Below are 20,243 nucleotides of genomic sequence, written 5' to 3'. Positions count from 1 at the left end.
AAGGTTGTTAAACTCTTTTTGGATTGCAATCATTCTTTTAAAGTATTTTAAAAACTCAACAAAAATTATAACAATACAATTATTTTAAATTATTTTAATACGAATAAAAAGAAGTGAAGAGGATTAAAGATTAATACATTTGGTTGCGAAGGGGAGATTTGAACTCCCGACCTTCGGGTTATGAGCCCGACGAGCTAACCACTGCTCTACTTCGCGGCATATAAGATATTTGAAATATAAAATAAGAAGTGGATGGGGTAAAGGGATTCGAACCCCTGAATGACAGGACCAAAACCTGTTGCCTTACCGCTTGGCGATACCCCAATAAATATTTTTTTAAAAGTATGATTATAATGAATTTTAATTTATTTGTCAAGCAATTTAAGTTATAATTTTAAAAATTTTAAGGAAATAAAGATGAAATTTGTTAGTGTAGAACAAGCAATTAAGGATTTACAAGCAGGAAAAATGCTTGTTATGGTAGATGCAGAAGATAGAGAAAATGAAGGCGATTTAATCTTTCCTGCACAATTTAGCACCCAAGAAAAAGTAAATTTCATGATAAAAGAAGCTCGTGGTGTGGTTTGTGTAGCCTTAGATGAAGCTTTAGCAAAAAAATTTGAACTTCCTTTAATGGTGCCTAAAAATACTTCAAACCACGAAACTGCTTTTACTATAACCGTAGATGCAAAAGATACTACAACGGGAGTTAGCGCCTATGAAAGAAATATGACTATACAAATTTTTGCCGATGATAATGCTAAAGCGAGTGATTTTGTAAGACCAGGGCATATCAATCCTTTAATCGCAAAAAAAGGTGGGGTTTTAGAACGCACAGGTCATACAGAAGGCACGGTTGATCTTTGTAAATTAGCAGGATTAAAAGGTGCTTGTGTGATTTGTGAAATTGTAAAAGATAATGGAGATATGGCAAGAAGAGAAGATCTAGAAATTTTTTGCCAAAAACATGATTTAAATATGATAGCCGTAAGCGATCTTATAGAATATCGCCTAAAACATGAAAGTCTTATTAAGCTTGAAGAAAAAAGTCAAAGTGTTTTAGCAGGCTTTAAAGCAGAAAAATTTATCTTTAGTGATCATAATCAAACCCAACACATAGCTTTTTGCTTTAAAGATATCAAAAAATGCGAAAATGTTAAATTTCATATCAGTGGTAGTGATTTTGAGCTTTTAACTTCAGATAAATTTTCAAAACTTTTAGAGCAAATCAAATTTCTTAGTGAAAATGGTGGCGTTATAGTTTTCATGCAAGGAGAAAAATCCAGTACCACTCAATACAAAAACTATGGTATAGGAGCACAGATTTTAAGATATTTTGGTATAGAAGAAATTAAACTTTTATCTCAAAGTTGTGATAAAGACTATATAGGCTTAGAAGGTTTTGGTTTAAACCTTAAAGCTTGTAATTTTAACTAAAAAGGAAAAAAATGACTTTAAAAGAACAAATTTTAAACGATATCAAAGAGGCAATGAAACAAAAAGATGATTTTAAAAGGGATAGTTTAAGAACTCTAAATGCAGCTTTTAAGCAAATAGAAGTGGATGAAAGAATAGAATTAGATAATGAAAGAATTTATAAAATCATTGCAAGTGAAATCAAAAAACGCAAAGACGCAATCGAACTTTATCTTAAGGCAAATCGTGAAGATTTAGCACAAAAAGAACAAAATGAAATAAGTCTTTTTGAAATTTATCTGCCTAAACAACTAAGTGATGAGGAGTTAACTTTAGTCTTAAAACAACTTATAGAAGAATTGGGTGTAAGTTCACTAAAAGAACAAGGTTTGGTAATGAAAGAAGCTAAAATAAAATTAGGTGCGAGTGTTGATGGCAAAAGACTTAATTTAGCACTTAAAGAGCTTTTACAATAATTTTTTGGAGTGTTATTATGAAAGAGTTAAGCGGTTCAGCAATGATTTGCGAGGCTTTAAAAGAAGAAAATGTTAAAATTGTTTTTGGTTATCCTGGAGGTGCTGCACTTAATATTTATGATGAAATTTACAATCAAAAATATTTTAAACATATTTTAGTGCGTCATGAACAAGCGGCCTTGCATGCTGCTGATGCTTACGCAAGAATGAGCGGAGAAGTGGGCGTAGCTATAGTTACAAGCGGACCAGGTTTTACAAATACTATTACAGGTCTAGCTACGGCTTATAGTGATTCTATCCCTTTGGTGTTGATTTCAGGGCAGGTAGCAAATTCTCTTATTGGTACAGATGCTTTTCAAGAAATTGATGCAGTAGGTATTTCAAGACCTTGCGTGAAGCATAATTATTTAGTTACTTGCATAGAAGAGTTTCCACGCATTTTAAAAGAGGCTTTTTATATAGCAAGAAGTGGTAGACCTGGGCCTGTGCATATAGATGTGCCAAAAGATGTAAGTGCAACTTTGGGACTTTGGGAATATCCTAAAGAAATTTCTATGAAAACTTATAAACCCGTTTATAAGGGTAACTCAAAGCAAATTAAAAAATTTGCAGAGCTTTTAAAAGAAGCAAAAAGACCTTTATTTTACTTGGGTGGAGGTTGTATCAGTTCTAATGCAAGTGAGCAAATCAGAGAGCTTATAAAATTTACAAAAATTCCAGCAGTTGAAACCTTAATGGCACTTGGAACTTTAAGAAGTGATGATGTTTTTAATCTTAAAATGGCAGGTATGCATGGAAGCTATGCTGCTAATATGGCTTTAAGTGAGTGTGATTTGCTTGTGAGTGTAGGAGCAAGATTTGATGATAGGATTACAGGAAAAACAAGTGAATTTGCTAAACATGCGACTATAGTTCATGTTGATATTGATCCTAGTTCTATTTCAAAGATTATCAATGCACATTATCCTATAGTAGGAGATATTAAAGAAGTTCTTAAAGAGCTTTTAGAAGAGCTTAAAAAGGAAAATTTTAATACAACTTTTAAAGAATGGCGCGAAACTTTAAAGCGTTATAATGAACTTTATCCGCTTTCTTATGAAGATAGCAATGAGATTTTAAAACCGCAATGGGTGATTGAAGAATGTGCGAAAATGGCTCCAGATGCAAGGATTATTACTGATGTGGGTCAGCATCAAATGTGGGTAGCACAGTTTTATCCTTTTAATTATCCAAGACAACTTGCAACAAGTGGAGGGCAAGGAACTATGGGATATTCTTTACCTGCTGCTTTGGGTGCAAAGCTTGCTGTGGGTGAAGAAGTGGTGATTAATTTTGTAGGCGATGGATCGGTTTTGATGAATATCCAAGAGCTTATGACTGCTCATGAGTATGGTATAAAAACTATAAATATTATTTTAAACAATGCCTTTTTAGGTATGGTAAGACAATGGCAAAGTATGTTTTATAAAGAGCATTTTTCACAAACAGATTTAAATACTCAGCCTGATTTTATCAAAATTGCTCAAGGTTTTGGTTGCGAAGGTTATGAAATTTCAAACAAAGAAGAATTCATTCAAGCTTTTAGCCAAGCTTTAAAAAGCGATAAAACCTCTATTTTAAATGTAAAAATTGATCGTTTTGAAGATGTTTTACCTATGGTACCTGCAGGAGGTGCGATTTATAATATGATTTTACCAAAGGCAAAGGATAGACAATGAGAAGGGTTTTATCGGTAATTGTTTTAAATGAGCATGGGGTTTTATCTCGTATAGTAGGACTTTTTTCAGGAAGAGGTTATAATATTGACTCGCTTACAGTAGCACCTTTGGAAAATAAAGAATTTTCGCGTATTAATATAGTCACTTCAGGAAATGAAAGAACTTTTGAGCAGATAGTCAAACAACTTCATAAGCTTATTCCTACTTATAAAGTGATAGAAAGTGAGGAATTTATTGACAAAGAAATGGCTTTGGTGAAAATTCCTTTAAATGAAAATTTAGGTGGACTTGATGCCGTTTTGAAAGCTTATAATGGTACTATTGCAAATAGCAATGAGAATTTTTTGTTTTTAATGGTTGCTGATGATGCAAATCGCATTGATAATTTTTTAAAAACAATTAAAAAATACAATCCTAGTGATATAGTTCGCAGTGGATCTGTTTTGATGGAGATTAAATGAAATTAAGTGAAATAGCAGAATTTTTAAGCTTGGAATATAAAGGCGAGGATATAGAAATCAGTGCTTTAAATTCTTTATTGAAAGCAAATTTTACAGAGCTTACTTATTGTGATGGTGAGAAAAATACCAAAGATATACCTCACACAGGAGCTGCTGCTATTTTAGTATCTAAAGAATATGAAAATTTAGTACCTAAAGATACTAAAGCTTTGATTACTCAAAGTCCACATTTGAGTTTTGCTTTTTTAAGCAAGCTTTTTGCTAAACCTTTGATAAGCACAGCTAAAGAAAAAGTACAAAATATTGCAAAAAGCGCAAGAATCATGCCTAATGTTTATATAGGTGATAATGTAAATATCGGTGAAAATGTAATCATTATGGCAGGAGCTTATATAGGCGATAATGTCAGCATTGGTGATGAGAGTATTATCCATCCTAATGTAGTTATTTATAATGACACTAAAATCGGTAAAAAATGTCATTTGCTTGCCAATTGTGTAATAGGAAGCGATGGCTTTGGTTATGCGCACAATAAAAACGGCGAACATTATAAAATTTATCATAATGGCAATGTGATTTTAGAAGATTTTGTAGAAGTAGGGGCTTGTACAACTATAGATAGAGCAGTTTTTGATAGCACTATTATCAAAGCAGGTACTAAGGTAGACAATCTAGTTCAAATCGGACATAATTGCAATATAGGTCAAAATTGTATCATTGTGGCGCAAACTGGAATTTCAGGTTCAAGTGAGTTAGGACGCAATGTTATTATGGGTGGTCAAAGTGCAACGAGTGGACATTTAAAAATAGGCGATTTTAGCACCATAGCTGCAAGAGGCGGTGTGAGTAAAAATTTAGAAGGCGGGCGTGTTTATGGTGGTTTTCCTATCATGCTTCAAAAAGATTGGCTAAAACTTCAAGCTAAAATAGCAATAAATTTTAAAGAAAAATCACAAGATTAACATCGCATCGCCATAAGAGTAAAAGCGATATTTTTCTTTTATGGCGAGTTCATAAAGTTTTAAACACTGTTCTCTACCGATAAAAGCTGAAACTAGCATGATAAGAGTAGATTTTGGTAAATGAAAATTGGTTAAAAGATGATTTTGTCTTATAGGTGGATTTTGCGGGTGTAAAAAAAGATCACAAAAACCGCTTTTTGTTTTAGTTCTTGCATAATATTCTATGGTTCTTGTTACCGTTGTTCCTACGCCTAAAATAGCTTGTTTAGAATCTATAATTTCACATGCTTGCTGCGGAATATTAAAAAATTCACTATGCATTTTATGCTCTTGTATATTTTCACATTCCACGCTTTTAAAGGTTCCAGCTCCTACATGTAAGGTTAAATGATAAATTTCGTGTTTTTTTCTTAAATTTTCAAGCATAGTCTCACTAAAATGTAAACTTGCAGTCGGAGCAGCCACTGCGCCTAAATTTTTTGCAAAGATACTTTGATAATCTTTCAAATCGCTTTTTTCATTTTCCCTTTTAATATAAGGAGGCAAGGGTATATGTCCTATCTTGTCAAGCAGGTTGTAAAGATTTGAGGTGTCTAAGGTTTTATCATTTTGAAAAAATTGAACCTTTCGAAGACCATCATCTAAAAGTTCTACAACGCGCGCTTTTAAATCCTCTTTAAAATATAAGATTTCATCTTTTTTAACCCGCCCTTTAATTTGAGCTAGAAAAAGCGGATTGTGAGAATTTAAAAAAGGTTGATGTAAGAAAAGCTCTATTTTTCCTCCGCTTGCTTTATTGCCATAAATTCTTGCTTTAATAACTTTGGTATCATTGAAAAAAATCGCGCAGTCGGGTAAAAAGTCTTTTAAATTTTTAAAAGTAGTGTGAAAAATTTCTTTGTTTTTGCGATCAAAAACCAAAAGCCTAGCATCTTCTTTTGGATTTGCAGGATAGTTGGCTATGAGTTCATTAGCTAGAGTGTAATCATAGCTTGAAAGAAGTAAGTCTTTATTCATCACTTTCTTTATCTTTTGGGGCAGGATTTACCTTTTGAACAATTAAAATAGAAAGTCCATAAAGTCCGCAAAGTGGTCCTGCCATTAAAAATTGAGATAAAACATCAGGTGGAGTCATAAAGGCTGAAAAAACAAAAATAACTAAAACAGCTATGCGAAAATGGCGTTTTAAAAAACTATCATCTATAAGTCCGATTTTAGCAAAGAAAAAGGCAATTACAGGCATTTCAAAAGCTAAGCCAAAAGCCACAACAACTTTCGTAAAAAAATCTACATAAGTTCCTATGGTAATCACAGGGTTAAAATCTTCATTTAAACCAAAATTAATCAAAAATTTAAAAGCCAAAGGCACTACAACAAAATAGCAAAAACAAGCCCCCAAGGCAAACATAATGCTTGCAAAGCTAACAAAAGGCACCACAAGGCGTTTTTCATTATCATAAAGTCCTGGAGCTACAAATTTCCAAAATTGCCAAAAAATCACAGGTAGAGAAAAGATAAAGGCTGCAAAAAAACTAACCTTCATTGCGGTAAATAAGGCTTCTTGTACTTCAATTACATTCACATGTTTGGCTACTTCGGGTAAAACAGCTATAAGTGGAGCTTTTAAAATATCTAAGATATAGCTTCGTAGAGCAAAACATACAATAAACATAACTACAATGCAAGCAATGCTTATAAAAAGGCGTTTTCTAAGTTCTATTAAATGAGGTCTTAATTCTTCAAACATTTATTTTTCCGTTTTATCTTGTGTTTCTAATTTGCTAAGATTTGGTTTTTCTTCTGTATTTAAATTTTGTCCGCTAAGGTTATTTTTTACGTTATTATCTCTGCTATCAAAGGTTAAATCTACTTTTGTTTTATCTAAAATATCTCTTTTAAGGTCATCAAATTCTTCAAAACTGAGTTTTTTGCGTATATTTTCATTAGTGCTTGAAAATTCATCTTTGTATTTCTTAGCTTCTTCTTTTAAGTCACTGATGCGTATTTCTTTTTCTATGCTTGATTTTGCATCATCTATGTTGCGTTTTACAGCCTTTAGAATTTTTGCTATTTGTACTATAGCTTCTGGAAGTTTATCAGGCCCTAAGACTAAAATCGCTACAACTAAAATAACTATAATTTCACCAAAACTCATTAATCATTACTCTTTGATTTGATATTTTAAATAAATATTTTACTTAAAAAACTTAAATTTAAGATGAGAGATATAAAGCAAGTTCATCACTAATGAGAAAATTAGGATTAAAATATCTCTTATTCTTGTAAAAAAGTTTTTTTTCTTTTAATAATATATTTATTTTTTCTTTTTGCCATTGATTGAGTTTTGTTTCATCAATCCCTACTACACTTCTAAGTCCTAAAAATAGGTGTTCTAAATTCAAGTCTTTAGAACTTAGTTGCTCTATAGATCTAAAAGTGGGATTTTCTATGTAATCTTTTAAGTTTTTTGTTGTATAAAAACGCTTATTTTCATAAAATCCTACCGCACTTAATCCACAAGCTAGGTAGTTTTTTCCTTGCCAATAAGCAAGATTATGTTTACAAATTTGGGCTTTGGTTTTTGAAAAATTGCTGATTTCATATTGAAAAAAGTCAAGTTCTAAGAGTTGTTTGATAAAAAATTTCATTAAATTAGGAGCATTTTTTTTGAAATGTTCTTTTTTGGCAAAGGCTGTGTTTGATTCTATGGTTAAATTGTAAGCACTAAGGTGTGTGATTAAATCCTTGATTTTTTTTAAGTGCAAGAGTTCAAATTCGAGCATTTTTTTATTGTCTAATTTTGTATCATAAATAAGATCTAAATTGATATTTTTAAAACCTACTTTATTTGCGTTTTCTAATGCTTTGATAATCATTTCTTGATTGTGAATTCTTCCAAGAAAGTGAAGTTTTTTAGGATGAAAACTTTGAGCTCCAAAAGAAATGCGATTAACTCCTAGATTTTTCATATTTTTAAGCCAATTTAATGTTGCTGAGTTGGGATTAGCTTCGCATGAAATTTCTACATTTTTATCTAGTAAGGGATATAAAATTTTAAAAATATCTTCATAATTATACGCATCGACACAACTTGGTGTTCCTCCGCCTATGAATAAGGTTTTAATTTGATTTGATTGAATGTTAAATTGTTTTAATTGAAAAACAATATCTTCTTTTAAAGCCTGAAAATAAGCTTTTTCATAATCATTTTTTTTCAAACTTGTAAAAGCGCAATAATTACATTTGCTTTCACAAAATGGAATATGGATATAAAAATACATAAAAACCCTAAAATATTTTATTAAATTTTTAATGTATTTTAATAAAAATTTGATTTGATTTAGGTTAAAATTATATTCTTGAGATTTAAGGAAAAATATTGTGGAAAACGAGAAAAATTATAGACCAAATGTTGCAGCTATTGTTTTATCAAGTTCTTATCCTTTTGAGTGTAAGATTTTTATAGCTAAAAGAAGTGATATGGATAATATTTGGCAATTTCCACAAGGAGGTATTGATAAAGGTGAAAGTGTCAAAAACGCTTTATTTAGAGAACTAAAAGAAGAAATAGGCACTGATGAGGTTGAAATCATTGCTGAGTATCCAGAATGGTTGAGTTATGATTTTCCGAGTAAAATTGTTAAAAAAATGTATCCTTATGATGGACAGATTCAAAAATATTTTTTAGTGCGTTTAAAGCACGGTGCTACAATCAATATCAATACCAAGCATCCTGAATTTGATGATTATCAATTTGTGAGTGTTAAACAAATTTTTGAAATGATTAATCATTTCAAAAAAAATATTTATGTTAGAGTGATCAAATATTTTGAAGAGAAAGGTTATATCTAAAATGCTTATAGTTCAAAAATATGGTGGAACAAGCGTTGGAACACTTGAGCGTATCGAAGCAGTAGCCAATAGGGTTATCCAAAGTGTGCAACAGGGTAATCAACTTGTTGTTGTAGTATCTGCAATGAGTGGGGTGACAAATACTCTTATCGAGCAAGCTGAATATTTTAGTAAAACTCCTAATGGTAAAGATATGGATATGCTTTTAAGCAGTGGAGAGCGTGTAACAAGCGCTTTACTTTCGATCGCTTTAAATGAAAAGGGTTATCCTGCTATATCATTTTCTGGGAGAAAAGCGGGAATTATTACAGATAGTGTTTTTACAAAGGCAAGAATTCATCATATTGATACAAAAGCGATAAAATCAGAACTTCAAAATGGTAAAATAGTTGTTATAGCAGGTTTTCAAGGTGTAGATGAGGAAGGTAATGTAACTACCTTAGGGCGTGGTGGAAGCGACTTAAGTGCTGTGGCGGTAGCAGGTGCCTTAAATGCGGATTTGTGTGAAATTTATACCGATGTTGATGGGGTTTATACAACAGATCCAAGAATTGAACCAAAGGCAAAGAAATTGGATAAAATTTCTTATGAAGAAATGCTTGAACTTGCAAGTTTGGGTGCAAAAGTTTTGCAAAATCGCTCTGTAGAGCTTGCAAAAAAATTAAATGTTAACTTAGTAACTAGAAGTAGTTTTAACAATAACGAAGGAACAATGATAACAAAGGAAGATGGAATGGAACAAGCTTTAGTAAGTGGTATTGCTTTGGATAAAAATCAAGCAAGAGTGACTTTAAGAAATGTAGAAGATAAGCCTGGAATCGCAGCTGAAATTTTTTCTGTTTTAGCAAATGAAAATATTAATGTAGATATGATTATACAAAATGTTGGAGTTGATGGCGCTACAAATTTGGGTTTTACGGTTCCTCAAAATGAACTTGAATTAGCTAAAAATGCTATGCAAAAAATTTTAAGCTCAAAAACAACTATAGAAAGTGATAGTGCTGTAGTAAAAGTTTCTATAGTCGGCGTAGGCATGAAATCACATTCAGGAGTGGCAAGTAAAGCTTTTAAAGCTTTAGCTGATGAGGGGATTAATATCGGTATGATTTCTACTAGTGAAATAAAAATTTCAATGATAGTTCATGAAAAATACGGAGAACTTGCAGTTAGAGCACTACATGAGTGCTACGGACTTGATAAATAAATGAGTGATTTTTTAAGTTTTACTCTTGAAAATATTCGCAATGGCGGAGCTTTTATGGCATGGTTGGAGTCGCGTCGTTTAGAATGGGCTCCTTTGATGGCTGCAAGACTTAAATATCTTTTAGAGGGACGCACTTTTGTCTTAATGTGCGATGAACAAAGATCTTGGTATGAAGAGTATTTTTTAAAAAATATAAATTCAAAAGCCGCTCGTCCCATGCTTCCTTTTGTGTCGTTAAATTCTTTATGCAAGAAGAAAGTACAAAGTTCAGAAGATATAGCTTTACTTAATGACTTGCTTGACATTTCTTTTCCTAATGGTTATGTGTATTTTTACATAGGAAGTGCTTCTGATAATAAATCTTTAATCGCTAAATCAAGAGATGATAGTTTATTGTGGCTTTTTGATGAGCAGTTACAAGATAGTTTTTATTTAAATTCTAAAGATAAAGACTTGGATATCAAGCTTATTAGTTTATATCAACTTTTTGATGTAAGTTTGGATGCAATATTATTTTCCAAGGTGCAATTAGGATAAATATTTTGTTTATTAGTAAGATTATTATCAGTGAAGATTTTTTAGGTATTAAAGAAGAAATGATTAATAATTTTGGTATTAAAAAATTAAGATTTTTTATGCCACAAAATGAATTTTTACTTGATGATGCAAGAGCAGTTGAAAAAGAAAGCTATATCGCAGAAACCGAAGAAAAAATTATTGTTTTAATGGCGGATTCTTATAGGATAGAAGCACAAAATTTTTTACTTAAACTTCTCGAAGAACCTCCAAAAAATATTAAATTTCTTATTGTGGTACCTTCTAAAAATTTACTTTTACCTACTATAAAATCACGTCTTATTTGTGAAAAAAGAAAAGTTGAAAAGGAAGTTAAAAAACTTGATTTAGATCTTAATAGAATGGATTTAAGAATGCTTTTTGATTTTTTGCAAAAAAATGAAAATTTGGATAAAAATGAACTTATGGATCAAATCGCATTACTTGCTAAAGAATGTGTGAAATATAAAGATTTTAATGCTGAAGAATTAGAGTTTTTTTATGAAGGCTATGAGCTTGCAAAATTAAATTCTAAAAGCGGGGTGCTTTTAGCTACTCTTTTACTAAATTATTATACAAAGAAATAAAATGAAATTTTTTAAAATCAATCCAAATACCGATTTTAATTTGCTTTGTTCTTTCATAAATCCCCATAAAATGGGACAAAAGATTATGAGTGAAAAAACAAAAATTCATTTTATTTTTATCAAAGATATTTCCACTCCTGCAGCAAATATTTTAAAACAAGATGCTTTAAGAGTAGGAGCTGAACTTATTACTCATAAAGAAGTAATTACTGCAAAAATCACTCATTCAAATGCACTTTTAATGGCAAGTAAAGAACAAATTCAAAAGCTTATTGCTAAAGAAAAGCTTCAAGATTTTGGACTTAAAAATTTGGCTCTTTTTTTGCAAAAAGATTTTTTAAAACCAAAAAAAGCTGAGCTTATGGTAGTGATTAATGTCAATGAAGACAGTTTTAATGCAAAAAGTCGTGTGAGTGAAGAAGACTTTGAAAAAAGGCTTAATGACTTTCTTGCTTTAAAGCCTGAATATATCGATATAGGTGCGGTAAGTTCAAGACCTGGGAGTGAGTATTGTGGCAAGGAAGAGGAATTTAAAAGACTGAAAAAAGTACTTGACTTAATTTATGAGAAAAATTATCATGAAAAAGCGATTTTTAGTTTAGATAGTTTTGATGAATATTGTCTAGAATATGCTTTAAATAAGGGTTTTAAACTCATTAATGATATTACAAGTTTAAGAAATCTTAATCTAGCCAAACTTGCAAGTAAATATGAGGCAAAATATTGCTTAATGCACATGCAAAACAATCCAAATAACATGCAAGATAATCCTTTTTATGAAGATTTACTTGATGAGATGACTTTATTTTTTAAAGAAAAACTTGAACTTTTAGAAAGTTTTGGAGTAAAAGAAAGTATTTTAGATGTAGGTATTGGTTTTGGAAAGAGTGCGGGGCATAATATGATTTTAATCAAACACTTAGAGCATTTTTTGCAATTTAACAAGCCTTTGCTTATAGGTGCGAGTCGCAAAAGTGTGATTAATGCGTATTTTCAAAGCGAGATTAAAGATCGTTTAGCAGGAACTTTGTATTTGCATTTAAAGGCTTTTGAAAATGGTGCTAGTATTATAAGAGTGCATGATTTATATGAGCACAAACAACTTTTTGCTTTAGCGCAGGCAATGGATAATATAGGAGTTTAGATGAAAAAAGAAGAGTATTTAGAAAAAGTTGCTTTAGCCAATTTGTGGATGAGGGCATATTATGAAAAAGATGAACCCTTGGCTAGCGATGAAGAATACGATGCTTTAATCAGAGAATTAAGAGCTTTTGAAGAACAAAATAAAGATGAAATTTCAAAAGACTCTCCAACGCAAAAAATAGCTCCTACTATACAAAGCGAGTTTAAAAAAATAGCTCATTTAAAGCGTATGTGGTCGATGGAAGATGTGTTTGATGAGAGTGAGCTTAGGGCTTGGGCAAAACGCACAAAATGTGAAAAAAACTTTTTTATAGAGCCTAAATTTGATGGAGCGAGTTTAAATTTGCTTTATGAAAATGGTAAATTAGTAAGCGGTGCCACTAGGGGCGATGGCGAAGTGGGTGAGGATATAACGCTTAATGTTTTTGAGATAGAAAATATACCTAAAAATATAGCCTATAAAGAAAGGATGGAAATTCGTGGAGAAGTGGTGATTTTAAAAGATGATTTTGAGAAAATCAACGAAAAAAGAGCTCTTTTAAATCAAAGTTTATTTGCCAATCCACGCAATGCTGCAAGTGGGAGTTTAAGGCAGCTTGATACAAGCATCACCAAAGAAAGGAATTTGAAATTTTATCCTTGGGGAGTAGGGGAAAATACCTTAAATTTTACCAAACATAGCGAGGTGATGCAATTTATCAGAGAGCTCGGTTTTTTAAAAGATGATTTTGTAAGACTTTGTGTTAATTTAGACGAGGTTTTAAAAGCTTATGATGAGCTTTTAGCTTTAAGAGAAAAAAAGCCTATGATGATGGATGGTATGGTGGTAAGAATTGATGATCTTGCACTTTGTGAAGAATTAGGCTATACGGTAAAATTTCCAAAATTTATGGCAGCTTTTAAATTTCCTGCACTTGAAAAAACCACGCGTTTAATAGGTGTAAATTTACAAGTGGGAAGAAGTGGAGTGATCACTCCTGTGGCGGTTTTAGAACCTGTAAATTTAGATGGGGTTGTAGTAAAATCAGCCACACTCCATAATTTTGATGAGATTGCAAGACTTGATGTTAAAATCAATGATTTTGTAAGCGTGATAAGAAGTGGCGATGTTATCCCTAAAATCACTAAGGTTTTTAAAGATCGTAGAGAAGGTTTAGAGATGGAAATTTCACGCCCTAAGCTTTGTCCTACTTGCCAAAGTGAGCTTTTAGATGAAGGAACTTTAATAAAATGTCAAAATATAGACTGTGAAGATAGACTTGTAAATTCTATCATTCATTTTGTTTCTAAAAAATGTCTTAATATCGACGGACTGGGAGAAAATATAGTAGAGCTTTTATACAAGCACAAAAAAATCACTACACTTGAGAGTATTTTTCATTTAAAATTTAGTGATTTTGAAGGTTTGGAAGGCTTTAAGGAAAAGAAAATTAACAATCTTTTAAATGCCATAGAACAAGCAAGAGAATGTGAGCTTTTTCGTTTTATCACAGCTTTAGGAATAGAGCATATTGGCGAGGTTGCGGCTAAAAAATTAAGTTTAAGTTTTGGTAAAGAGTGGCACAAGCAAAGCTTTGAAGCTTATGCCAATTTAGAAGGTTTTGGAGAGCAAATGGCTTTAAGTCTTTGCGAATTTACGCGTGTTAATCGTACAAGAATTGATGAGTTTTACAAGCTTTTAAATTTGAAAATAGAAAAACTTGAAATCAAAAGCGATGGTGTGATTTTTGGTAAAACTTTTGTAATTACAGGCACTCTTTCACGCCCAAGAGATGAGTTTAAGGCTTTGATAGAAAAGCTTGGGGGTAAGGTAAGCGGCTCAGTTTCTAAAAAGACTGACTATGTGCTTTTTGGAGAAGAGGCAGGTTCTAAGCTTAGTAAGGCTAAAGAGCTTGAAGTAAAATGTATAGATGAAAGTGCTTTTAATGAGCTTGTTAAAGAATAGTTCTTATATTTTAACGCTTTTAAGCCTTTTTGGCTTTTTGCTAACTTGGCAAAGGAGTGCTTTTTCTTTATTTTTTTTAATTCCTATTTTTTTAACACTTTTTTGGGAATTCTTTTTATTTTTAAAGCTTAGAAAAAATATTATAAAAGAAGCTACTTTGATTAAGGGGAGTTTGTTTTATCGTATTAGTATGGGGGATTTTTATCTTTATATTTTTAGTTTTTTCTTGGCGATTTTTGGACTTATTTCTTTATTTTTAAATTTTTTAAATCTTGAAAAAATTGATTTTGTTTTTATATTTATAATTTTGCCTTTATTGATGATATTTTTAAAAAAAGAATTACATTTGCAATTTGTAGATAATGCTTATAATGATTTTAGAATAGTTGTTATCGCTAGTTTTTTTACTGCTTTATTTTATGCATTTTATGGGCTTTTTTTTACTTACAATGAACTTTTAAATTTAGAACTTTTTTCTAGGAAAATCATCGCTTATAAAAGTTCTTCTTTTGTTTATTTTGATTTTTTATCTGAATTATTGTATTTTGTTTCAAATTTAAAATTTTTTATTTTTTCTTATTTTGGATATTTGGGATTTAGGGTTTTAAATTTTATTTTTGATTTTTTTAATTTTTTTATGTTTTGTTCTCTTTTAGCTTTTGTTTTTAATTTTGTTTTGAAAATAAAGATAAAAATAATTGTTTTATTTTTGTGTTTTATCATGGTTTTAGGAAGTTATTTTTTAAAAGAGCAAAGAAATAATGCCTTAAAATCCGAACAAGAACAAATACTTTTATGGATGAATAATTTTGATTTTTTAAAAGATCATAATTTAAGTTTAATTCAAAAAGAAAAAGATCTTTTTGAAAAAGATCTTAAAGATCTTAGAGAAATTTTTAAAAAAAATGCTTTTGAAATAGGCATTTGGTGGTTTTCTAAAGAAAAAGAAGACTTAGAAAAAAGAATAAATGAGAGTTTAAAATGAGATTTGATTTTTTTGTTTCAAAGCGTTTAAATATCAGTAGAAATAAAGCCTTAGAGCTTATAGAAAATGAAGAGGTTTTGCTTAATGGTAAAAGTTTTAAAGCTTCTTTTGATGTGAAAAATTTTTTAGAAAATTTAAAAAAAACGCAAGATTTAAATCCTGAAGATATACTTTTAACCAATGAGTTAAAATTGGATCTTTTAAGTGAAATTTATGTTTCAAGAGCAGCTTTGAAATTAAAAAATTTTTTAGAAGAAAATAATATTGAAATAAAACATAAAAATTGTCTTGATATAGGATCTAGCACGGGCGGTTTTGTGCAAATTTTACTTGAAAATCAGGCTTTAAAAATCACTGCTCTTGATGTGGGTAGTAATCAACTCCATCCAAGTTTAAGAGTAAATGAAAAAATTATTTTATATGAAAATACAGATCTTAGAGCCTTTAAAAGTGAAGAAAAATTTGAACTTATTACTTGTGATGTGAGTTTTATTTCTCTTATTAATTTACTTTATTATATCGATAATTTGGCTTTAAAGGAAATTATTTTACTTTTTAAACCTCAGTTTGAAGTGGGAAAAAATATCAAAAGAGATAAAAAGGGTGTTTTAAAAGATGACAAGGCAATCTTAAAAACAAGAATGGATTTTGAAAAAGCATGTGCTAAGTTAGGTTGGCTTTTAAAAAATACGCAAAAATCAAGCATTAAAGGAAAGGAAGGCAATATTGAATATTTTTACTACTATATCAAAAATTAATATTACCTCTTTGGCTATAGGTTGTTTTGATGGCGTGCATTTAGGACATCTAAAACTTGTAAAATGTTTAGATGAGAATGGGGCTTTATTAGTTATTAATAAATTTAAGGGTCAATTTCTTTGCTCAAATCGTCAAAAAGAAGAAATTTCAGGAAAAAAAGTTATAGAAGTGGATTTTGAAAGTATAAAATCTTTAGATGGTAAAGATTTTTTAAGTTTTTTGAAAAAAGAATTTGTCAATTTAAAATTTATAGTAGTGGGATATGATTTTTCTTTTGGGAAAAATAGGGCTTATAGTGCTAAAGATATTGAGTCTTTAAGTGGGATAAAAACTATAATAGTTGATGAATTTAGCATAGGTGGAATAGGTGTTCATGCAAGTTTAATTAAGGATTTTTTATCAAAAGCAAATTTGCAAAGAGCAAAAGAATTTTTAGGAAGAGATTATAGCATCAAAGGGAAGATGATTAAAGGACAAGGTTTGGGTTCTAAGGAACTTTTTGCGACTATAAATTTAGATTGTAAAGGCTATTTTTTGCCTCAAAATGGTGTTTATGCTACTTTGTTAAAAAGCCAAAAAAATATTTATAAAAGTGTGAGTTTTTTAGGTGTAAGATCAAGCGATGAAAATTTTGCTATAGAAAGTCATATTTTAGAAGAATTGGGTGAAAATTTCACACAAGGGGAGTTTTTTGAACTCGAGTTTATATTTTTTCTAAGAGAGAATCAAAAATTTCAGGATCTAAAAAAACTTAAAAATCAAATTACCAAAGACATAGAACAAGCTAGAGAATTATTAAGGAAAAATGATGAAAGATGAACTTTTTAAACAAAGCCCTAAAAAACAATTTGAATTTGATAAAAGCGTGGCTAGTGTTTTTGATGATATGATCAATCGTTCTGTACCATTTTATAGAGAAAATTTAGAACTTTGTGCTAATTTATTGGCTAAAATTTTACCTACAAGTGCAAGTGTTTGTGATTTAGGCTGCTCAAGTGTTAATTTTTTGATTTTTTTGGCAAATCTAAGAAAGGATTTTAAACTTTTTGGCGTGGATAATTCTGCTTCTATGCTTGAAGTTGCAAAGTCAAAAACTAAAGCTTATGGACTTGATATAAGTTTTTTTGAAGCTAATTTATGTGAGTTTGATTTTTTTGTTTGCGATGTTTTTGTGGCAAATTATACCATGCAGTTTATTCGCCCTCCTAAAAGACAAGAATTGCTTGATAAAATTTATAAAAATTTAAACTCTAAAGGCATTTTGATTATGAGTGAAAAAATCCTTTATGAAGATGCTTTTTTGTCTAAAAATATCATAGAACTTTATGCTGATTATAAAGAAAAACAAGGCTATTCTAAGTTTGAAATTGCAACTAAAAGAGAAGCTTTAGAAAATGTTTTAATTCCTTATAGTCAAAAAGAAAATTTAAATATGCTAGAAAAGGCAGGTTTTAAGAAAATAGAAAGTATTTTTAAATGGGCGAATTTTGAAACTTTCATAGCTTTTAAGGATTAGAAATATTTTCATCTTCCCATTCATCTTTTGGAAAACCTACCTTATATGCATTAACACAATCTTGACTGATGATAGCTTTGTGTCTGCATTCTAAACTTCTTTTTTTTGCTTCTTCAGGATGATTTTGATAATATTCTACACTTTTGGTTTGTTCGCATGCTGCAAAAAATATACCAATAAGGCTTAAAAAAAGAGTTATTTTCATGGTAATTTTTCCTGTGTTATATTGATATCATCGCTAAAGATAGAACTTTGATTGTTTTCTGTTGTTTTGGAAGGATAAATTTCAGAAGGTGTTTCTGTTATAGGTGGTATTATAATACTTTTATTATTTTCTGAACTTTGGTTAATATCTTTTGTGGTTTTTTCTTTTTCTAAATCATTTTGTTTTAAAGTTTCTAATATTTGATTATCAGATTTTTTTGGTATGTTTGGACTGTATTTACTCTCTTCATTTGTTGGCTTAATACCAACTTTTAATGCATTAATACAATCTTCGCTAATAGTTCCGCTTTCTTTGCATTCTTTCGCTTTTTCTTTTGCTTCTCTAAGATGATTTTTGTAGTAATTTTCTGTTTTGTTATCGCAAGCTGTTATATTGATAACTATTAAAATCGTAAGTAAAATACTTATTCTTCGCATTTATCAATCTCCTAAAATTTTTAACATCTTAGCAAACTTGTATAAAGCAACGATAAATTATTTTTCTTCATTGTAAGAAAAAATAGGTAAAGACCATTGATATTTGATAGCTAAAAGCCTTGCAAAAACTCCTATAAAAAGAGTTAAAAGTGTGCAAACTAGGGCATTAAGCTCAAGCCAAATTATTAGAGAATAATAGATTGCTCCTGCAATTATGGCAATTCCTGCATAAATTTCTTTTTGAAACACCAAGGGGATTCTCATACATAAAATATCTCTTAAAATTCCACCAAAAACACCGGTAATTACAGCAGCAGCAACGGCTATGATAAACCCATGGTTTTGATCTATAGCTATTTGAGCTCCAAGTATGCTAAAAACAACAAGTCCTATAGCATCAAGAGTTAGAAATAAAGTTTCAAGTTTGGTTACTACGCGTGGAATTTTTGTGGCTACAAGGGCGCAAAAACAGATTAAAATAATATATTCAGGATGTTTAACCCAAGTTAAAGGATAATGTCCTAAAAGCACATCTCGTATGCTTCCACCTCCAATTGCTGTTACGAGAGCAATAAAAATAACTCCAAAAAGATCCATTTTATGGCGTCCTGCAGCTAAAGCCCCTGTCATTCCTTCTGCGGAAATACCTATGATATAAAGAGTGGTTATCGTAAGAGCATTTATCTCCATAATTTATACCTTAAAATTTATCACAATTTATTTGATACTGTTTAATATTTTCATCATTTACTTCATGGTTTGGTACTTGATAACATTCTTTAAATTTCGGAGTTTTAATAATTTTTACATAAAAACTTGGTATAGCAATACGGTTTTTAATGTATTGTGGTTCTTTATCGTAAAGTACTAAATTTAAAACTTCGATACTTTGAAATTTTAAAGCTAAACTTCTTTCTCTTTGTTCGATTTCACTCCAAATTTTATTATTTATTTGAGCAATTTGTGGGGTAATATTGCTCATTAAAAATACTGAATTTTGAGCAGCTTTACTAAAGCTAAAAGAAGCATTGGGTGCAGTGTGTCCTCGCGTGTAGCCGCTGTTTTTATAATCACTCCAAGTAGTGCGGTATTTTTTAGGAATATTTGTATCATCTTCAAAGCGCGGCCGTTTTTTAATTTGCTTATCTTTCAAATTTGAAGCTTCTATTTTATAAGCAACGGCTTTTGTACCTTTGAGTTTATAATCATAGCAATTTAGATAAAAAAACTTATCTAAGATTTGCGAACAGTTTATATTGTTAAAATAAGAAGAAAAATTAGCACTAGGCTTGTAAGGTTCTAAGGCAAAAATATTAAGAGATATAGCTAGTGAAAAGATGAAAATTTTCATTTAAGTTCCTTATCTTTACTTTTGCAAAGATGATTTAAAAAACATTCTTTACATAAAGGTTTTTTAGCTTTACAGGTATAACGTCCAAAAAGAACCATGGCTTGATGAAGATAGTTAAGATTGTCTTTAAATATGCCTGTTAAATCTTCTTCCGTAGCTTCTGGAGTTTTTGCTTTGCTAAGTCCTAAGCGGTGAGAAACTCTAAAAACATGAGTATCTACAGCCATGAAATTTGCTCCGCACCATTCTATTAAAACTACATGAGCGGTTTTTTGTCCTACGCCTGCTAATGATTTTAAATTTTGTTCATCAAGGGGAATTTTTCCGTTAAAATTTTCACAAACTGCTTTTGCCATTTTTATAAGATTTTGTGCTTTATTATTAAAAAATGAACAAGTTTGTATATAGGTTTTAAGGCTTGATAAATTTGCATTTGCAAGGGATTTGATATCAGGATAAGCCTTAAAAAGATCAGGAGTGATGAGATTGACTCTTTTATCAGTGCATTGGGCTGAAAGCATCACACAGACTAAAAGCTCGTATAGGTTTGAAAATTTAAGCTCTGTTACAGGCTTGTCAAAATGTTTTAAAAAAAGTTCTTTGATTTCTAAATTTCTTTTCATTTTTTAATTTTAGTTAATTAGCTTTAAACCAAGTTTAGATATAATTGA

24 protein-coding genes and 2 tRNA genes are annotated in these 20,243 nt (G+C 30.3%); 15 read left to right on the top strand and 11 right to left on the bottom strand.

The genetic code is table 11. The features are described 5' to 3' along the window. Window positions 1-140 precede the first annotated feature (140 nt). Window positions 141-216 (bottom strand) — tRNA-Met (locus ELQ09_RS06220). 33 nt (window positions 217-249) lie between these two features. Beyond that, window positions 250-324 (bottom strand) — tRNA-Gln (locus ELQ09_RS06215). 93 nt (window positions 325-417) lie between these two features. On the opposite strand from ELQ09_RS06215, the gene ELQ09_RS06210 reads away from it, so the two are divergent. The 5 genes from ELQ09_RS06210 to lpxD are packed head-to-tail and all read left to right on the top strand — an operon-like array spanning window position 418 to window position 5,033. Then, window positions 418-1,437 (top strand): bifunctional 3,4-dihydroxy-2-butanone 4-phosphate synthase/GTP cyclohydrolase II, encoded by a 1,020-nt coding sequence (locus ELQ09_RS06210; RefSeq protein ID WP_070316907.1) that lies wholly within the window; start codon window positions 418-420, stop codon window positions 1,435-1,437. Window positions 1,438-1,448: 11 nt separating this feature from the next. Beyond that, window positions 1,449-1,892 carry a GatB/YqeY domain-containing protein gene (locus tag ELQ09_RS06205; RefSeq protein WP_002881863.1) on the top strand — a complete coding sequence of 148 codons (444 nt, stop codon included), beginning with the start codon at window positions 1,449-1,451 and terminating at the stop codon, window positions 1,890-1,892. Window positions 1,893-1,909: 17 nt separating this feature from the next. Further along, on the top strand, window positions 1,910-3,610 hold the full coding sequence (locus tag ELQ09_RS06200) for an acetolactate synthase large subunit (RefSeq protein WP_088303753.1): 1,701 nt from the start codon (window positions 1,910-1,912) through the stop codon (window positions 3,608-3,610). Next, window positions 3,607-4,071, top strand: a complete 465-nt coding sequence (gene ilvN / locus ELQ09_RS06195; RefSeq protein ID WP_002852211.1) for an acetolactate synthase small subunit — start codon at window positions 3,607-3,609, stop codon at window positions 4,069-4,071. The genes ELQ09_RS06200 and ilvN overlap by 4 nt, the downstream gene beginning before the upstream one ends. Next, entirely contained in the window at window positions 4,068-5,033 is a 966-nt protein-coding gene (gene lpxD / locus ELQ09_RS06190) for a UDP-3-O-(3-hydroxymyristoyl)glucosamine N-acyltransferase (protein ID WP_002855215.1), read from the top strand. The genes ilvN and lpxD overlap by 4 nt, the downstream gene beginning before the upstream one ends. On the opposite strand, the gene queA is transcribed toward lpxD, so the two are convergent. From queA to hemW, 4 genes are read right to left on the bottom strand one after another with little or no spacing between them, the layout of a single operon-like run. Then, window positions 5,022-6,050, bottom strand: coding sequence for a tRNA preQ1(34) S-adenosylmethionine ribosyltransferase-isomerase QueA (gene queA, locus ELQ09_RS06185; protein ID WP_070316909.1), 1,029 nt, complete (start codon window positions 6,048-6,050; stop codon window positions 5,022-5,024). The two genes, lpxD and queA, sit on opposite strands and share 12 nt — an antisense overlap. Next, complete coding sequence (gene tatC / locus ELQ09_RS06180) at window positions 6,043-6,780, bottom strand: twin-arginine translocase subunit TatC (RefSeq protein WP_070316910.1); 738 nt, start codon at window positions 6,778-6,780, stop codon at window positions 6,043-6,045. The genes queA and tatC overlap by 8 nt, the downstream gene beginning before the upstream one ends. Beyond that, window positions 6,781-7,188 (bottom strand): Sec-independent protein translocase protein TatB, encoded by a 408-nt coding sequence (gene tatB, locus ELQ09_RS06175; RefSeq protein WP_070316911.1) that lies wholly within the window; start codon window positions 7,186-7,188, stop codon window positions 6,781-6,783. Window positions 7,189-7,246: 58 nt separating this feature from the next. Next, window positions 7,247-8,314, bottom strand: coding sequence for a radical SAM family heme chaperone HemW (gene hemW, locus ELQ09_RS06170; protein WP_134263844.1), 1,068 nt, complete (start codon window positions 8,312-8,314; stop codon window positions 7,247-7,249). Between the two features lie 100 nt (window positions 8,315-8,414). Between hemW and ELQ09_RS06165 the strand changes: the two genes are divergently transcribed. From ELQ09_RS06165 to cmoA, 10 genes are read left to right on the top strand one after another with little or no spacing between them, the layout of a single operon-like run. Beyond that, complete coding sequence (locus tag ELQ09_RS06165) at window positions 8,415-8,885, top strand: RNA pyrophosphohydrolase (RefSeq protein ID WP_032581179.1); 471 nt, start codon at window positions 8,415-8,417, stop codon at window positions 8,883-8,885. 1 nt (window position 8,886) lies between these two features. Continuing rightward, window positions 8,887-10,089, top strand: a complete 1,203-nt coding sequence (locus tag ELQ09_RS06160) for an aspartate kinase (protein WP_052823846.1) — start codon at window positions 8,887-8,889, stop codon at window positions 10,087-10,089. Continuing rightward, window positions 10,090-10,626: a HobA family DNA replication regulator gene (locus tag ELQ09_RS06155; protein WP_002861289.1), complete on the top strand. Its 537-nt coding sequence runs from the start codon at window positions 10,090-10,092 to the stop codon at window positions 10,624-10,626. A gap of 5 nt (window positions 10,627-10,631) precedes the next feature. Then, entirely contained in the window at window positions 10,632-11,231 is a 600-nt protein-coding gene (locus ELQ09_RS06150) for a DNA polymerase III subunit delta' (protein ID WP_134263843.1), read from the top strand. 1 nt (window position 11,232) lies between these two features. Then, window positions 11,233-12,375, top strand: a complete 1,143-nt coding sequence (folP, locus tag ELQ09_RS06145; RefSeq protein ID WP_002931927.1) for a dihydropteroate synthase — start codon at window positions 11,233-11,235, stop codon at window positions 12,373-12,375. Continuing rightward, window positions 12,376-14,319: an NAD-dependent DNA ligase LigA gene (gene ligA, locus ELQ09_RS06140; RefSeq protein WP_070316914.1), complete on the top strand. Its 1,944-nt coding sequence runs from the start codon at window positions 12,376-12,378 to the stop codon at window positions 14,317-14,319. Further along, window positions 14,300-15,304: a hypothetical protein gene (locus tag ELQ09_RS06135; protein ID WP_079862141.1), complete on the top strand. Its 1,005-nt coding sequence runs from the start codon at window positions 14,300-14,302 to the stop codon at window positions 15,302-15,304. Before ligA ends, ELQ09_RS06135 begins: the two co-directional genes overlap by 20 nt. Next, complete coding sequence (locus ELQ09_RS06130) at window positions 15,301-16,062, top strand: TlyA family RNA methyltransferase (protein ID WP_070316916.1); 762 nt, start codon at window positions 15,301-15,303, stop codon at window positions 16,060-16,062. The genes ELQ09_RS06135 and ELQ09_RS06130 overlap by 4 nt, the downstream gene beginning before the upstream one ends. Continuing rightward, window positions 16,028-16,882: a bifunctional riboflavin kinase/FAD synthetase gene (locus ELQ09_RS06125; protein WP_134263842.1), complete on the top strand. Its 855-nt coding sequence runs from the start codon at window positions 16,028-16,030 to the stop codon at window positions 16,880-16,882. Before ELQ09_RS06130 ends, ELQ09_RS06125 begins: the two co-directional genes overlap by 35 nt. Further along, window positions 16,869-17,579 carry a carboxy-S-adenosyl-L-methionine synthase CmoA gene (cmoA, locus tag ELQ09_RS06120; RefSeq protein ID WP_079862136.1) on the top strand — a complete coding sequence of 237 codons (711 nt, stop codon included), beginning with the start codon at window positions 16,869-16,871 and terminating at the stop codon, window positions 17,577-17,579. Before ELQ09_RS06125 ends, cmoA begins: the two co-directional genes overlap by 14 nt. Here cmoA and ELQ09_RS06115 read toward each other — a convergent pair. From ELQ09_RS06115 to nth, 5 genes are read right to left on the bottom strand one after another with little or no spacing between them, the layout of a single operon-like run. Further along, entirely contained in the window at window positions 17,569-17,790 is a 222-nt protein-coding gene (locus ELQ09_RS06115; protein ID WP_079005306.1) for an EexN family lipoprotein, read from the bottom strand. The two genes, cmoA and ELQ09_RS06115, sit on opposite strands and share 11 nt — an antisense overlap. Beyond that, window positions 17,781-18,221, bottom strand: a complete 441-nt coding sequence (locus tag ELQ09_RS06110) for an EexN family lipoprotein (protein WP_096703010.1) — start codon at window positions 18,219-18,221, stop codon at window positions 17,781-17,783. Before ELQ09_RS06110 ends, ELQ09_RS06115 begins: the two co-directional genes overlap by 10 nt. A 57-nt stretch (window positions 18,222-18,278) precedes the next feature. Further along, on the bottom strand, window positions 18,279-18,911 hold the full coding sequence (locus ELQ09_RS06105) for a trimeric intracellular cation channel family protein (RefSeq protein ID WP_002852232.1): 633 nt from the start codon (window positions 18,909-18,911) through the stop codon (window positions 18,279-18,281). Between the two features lie 10 nt (window positions 18,912-18,921). After that, window positions 18,922-19,572, bottom strand: coding sequence for a DNA/RNA non-specific endonuclease (locus ELQ09_RS06100; protein WP_070316920.1), 651 nt, complete (start codon window positions 19,570-19,572; stop codon window positions 18,922-18,924). Then, window positions 19,569-20,195 carry an endonuclease III gene (gene nth / locus ELQ09_RS06095; protein WP_070316921.1) on the bottom strand — a complete coding sequence of 209 codons (627 nt, stop codon included), beginning with the start codon at window positions 20,193-20,195 and terminating at the stop codon, window positions 19,569-19,571. Before nth ends, ELQ09_RS06100 begins: the two co-directional genes overlap by 4 nt. Window positions 20,196-20,243: the final 48 nt, after the last annotated feature.

The sequence above is a fragment of the Campylobacter sp. CH186 genome (assembly GCF_004378925.1).
Classification (GTDB): Bacteria; Campylobacterota; Campylobacteria; order Campylobacterales; family Campylobacteraceae; genus Campylobacter_D; species Campylobacter_D jejuni.
Note: the sequence above shows the minus strand (reverse complement) of the source record. Positions and strands in the feature narration are given on the sequence as shown.

Coding starts and splice junctions, on each gene's coding strand:
- ELQ09_RS06210 (WP_070316907.1), top strand. CDS start 418: ATGAAATTTGTTAGTGTAGAACAAGCAATTAAGGATTTACAAGCAGGA.
- ELQ09_RS06205 (WP_002881863.1), top strand. CDS start 1,449: ATGACTTTAAAAGAACAAATTTTAAACGATATCAAAGAGGCAATGAAA.
- ELQ09_RS06200 (WP_088303753.1), top strand. CDS start 1,910: ATGAAAGAGTTAAGCGGTTCAGCAATGATTTGCGAGGCTTTAAAAGAA.
- ilvN (WP_002852211.1), top strand. CDS start 3,607: ATGAGAAGGGTTTTATCGGTAATTGTTTTAAATGAGCATGGGGTTTTA.
- lpxD (WP_002855215.1), top strand. CDS start 4,068: ATGAAATTAAGTGAAATAGCAGAATTTTTAAGCTTGGAATATAAAGGC.
- queA (WP_070316909.1), bottom strand. CDS start 6,050: ATGAATAAAGACTTACTTCTTTCAAGCTATGATTACACTCTAGCTAAT.
- tatC (WP_070316910.1), bottom strand. CDS start 6,780: ATGTTTGAAGAATTAAGACCTCATTTAATAGAACTTAGAAAACGCCTT.
- tatB (WP_070316911.1), bottom strand. CDS start 7,188: ATGAGTTTTGGTGAAATTATAGTTATTTTAGTTGTAGCGATTTTAGTC.
- hemW (WP_134263844.1), bottom strand. CDS start 8,314: ATGTATTTTTATATCCATATTCCATTTTGTGAAAGCAAATGTAATTAT.
- ELQ09_RS06160 (WP_052823846.1), top strand. CDS start 8,887: ATGCTTATAGTTCAAAAATATGGTGGAACAAGCGTTGGAACACTTGAG.
- ELQ09_RS06155 (WP_002861289.1), top strand. CDS start 10,090: ATGAGTGATTTTTTAAGTTTTACTCTTGAAAATATTCGCAATGGCGGA.
- folP (WP_002931927.1), top strand. CDS start 11,233: ATGAAATTTTTTAAAATCAATCCAAATACCGATTTTAATTTGCTTTGT.
- ligA (WP_070316914.1), top strand. CDS start 12,376: ATGAAAAAAGAAGAGTATTTAGAAAAAGTTGCTTTAGCCAATTTGTGG.
- ELQ09_RS06135 (WP_079862141.1), top strand. CDS start 14,300: ATGAGCTTGTTAAAGAATAGTTCTTATATTTTAACGCTTTTAAGCCTT.
- ELQ09_RS06130 (WP_070316916.1), top strand. CDS start 15,301: ATGAGATTTGATTTTTTTGTTTCAAAGCGTTTAAATATCAGTAGAAAT.
- cmoA (WP_079862136.1), top strand. CDS start 16,869: ATGATGAAAGATGAACTTTTTAAACAAAGCCCTAAAAAACAATTTGAA.
- ELQ09_RS06110 (WP_096703010.1), bottom strand. CDS start 18,221: ATGCGAAGAATAAGTATTTTACTTACGATTTTAATAGTTATCAATATA.
- ELQ09_RS06105 (WP_002852232.1), bottom strand. CDS start 18,911: ATGGAGATAAATGCTCTTACGATAACCACTCTTTATATCATAGGTATT.
- ELQ09_RS06100 (WP_070316920.1), bottom strand. CDS start 19,572: ATGAAAATTTTCATCTTTTCACTAGCTATATCTCTTAATATTTTTGCC.
- nth (WP_070316921.1), bottom strand. CDS start 20,195: ATGAAAAGAAATTTAGAAATCAAAGAACTTTTTTTAAAACATTTTGAC.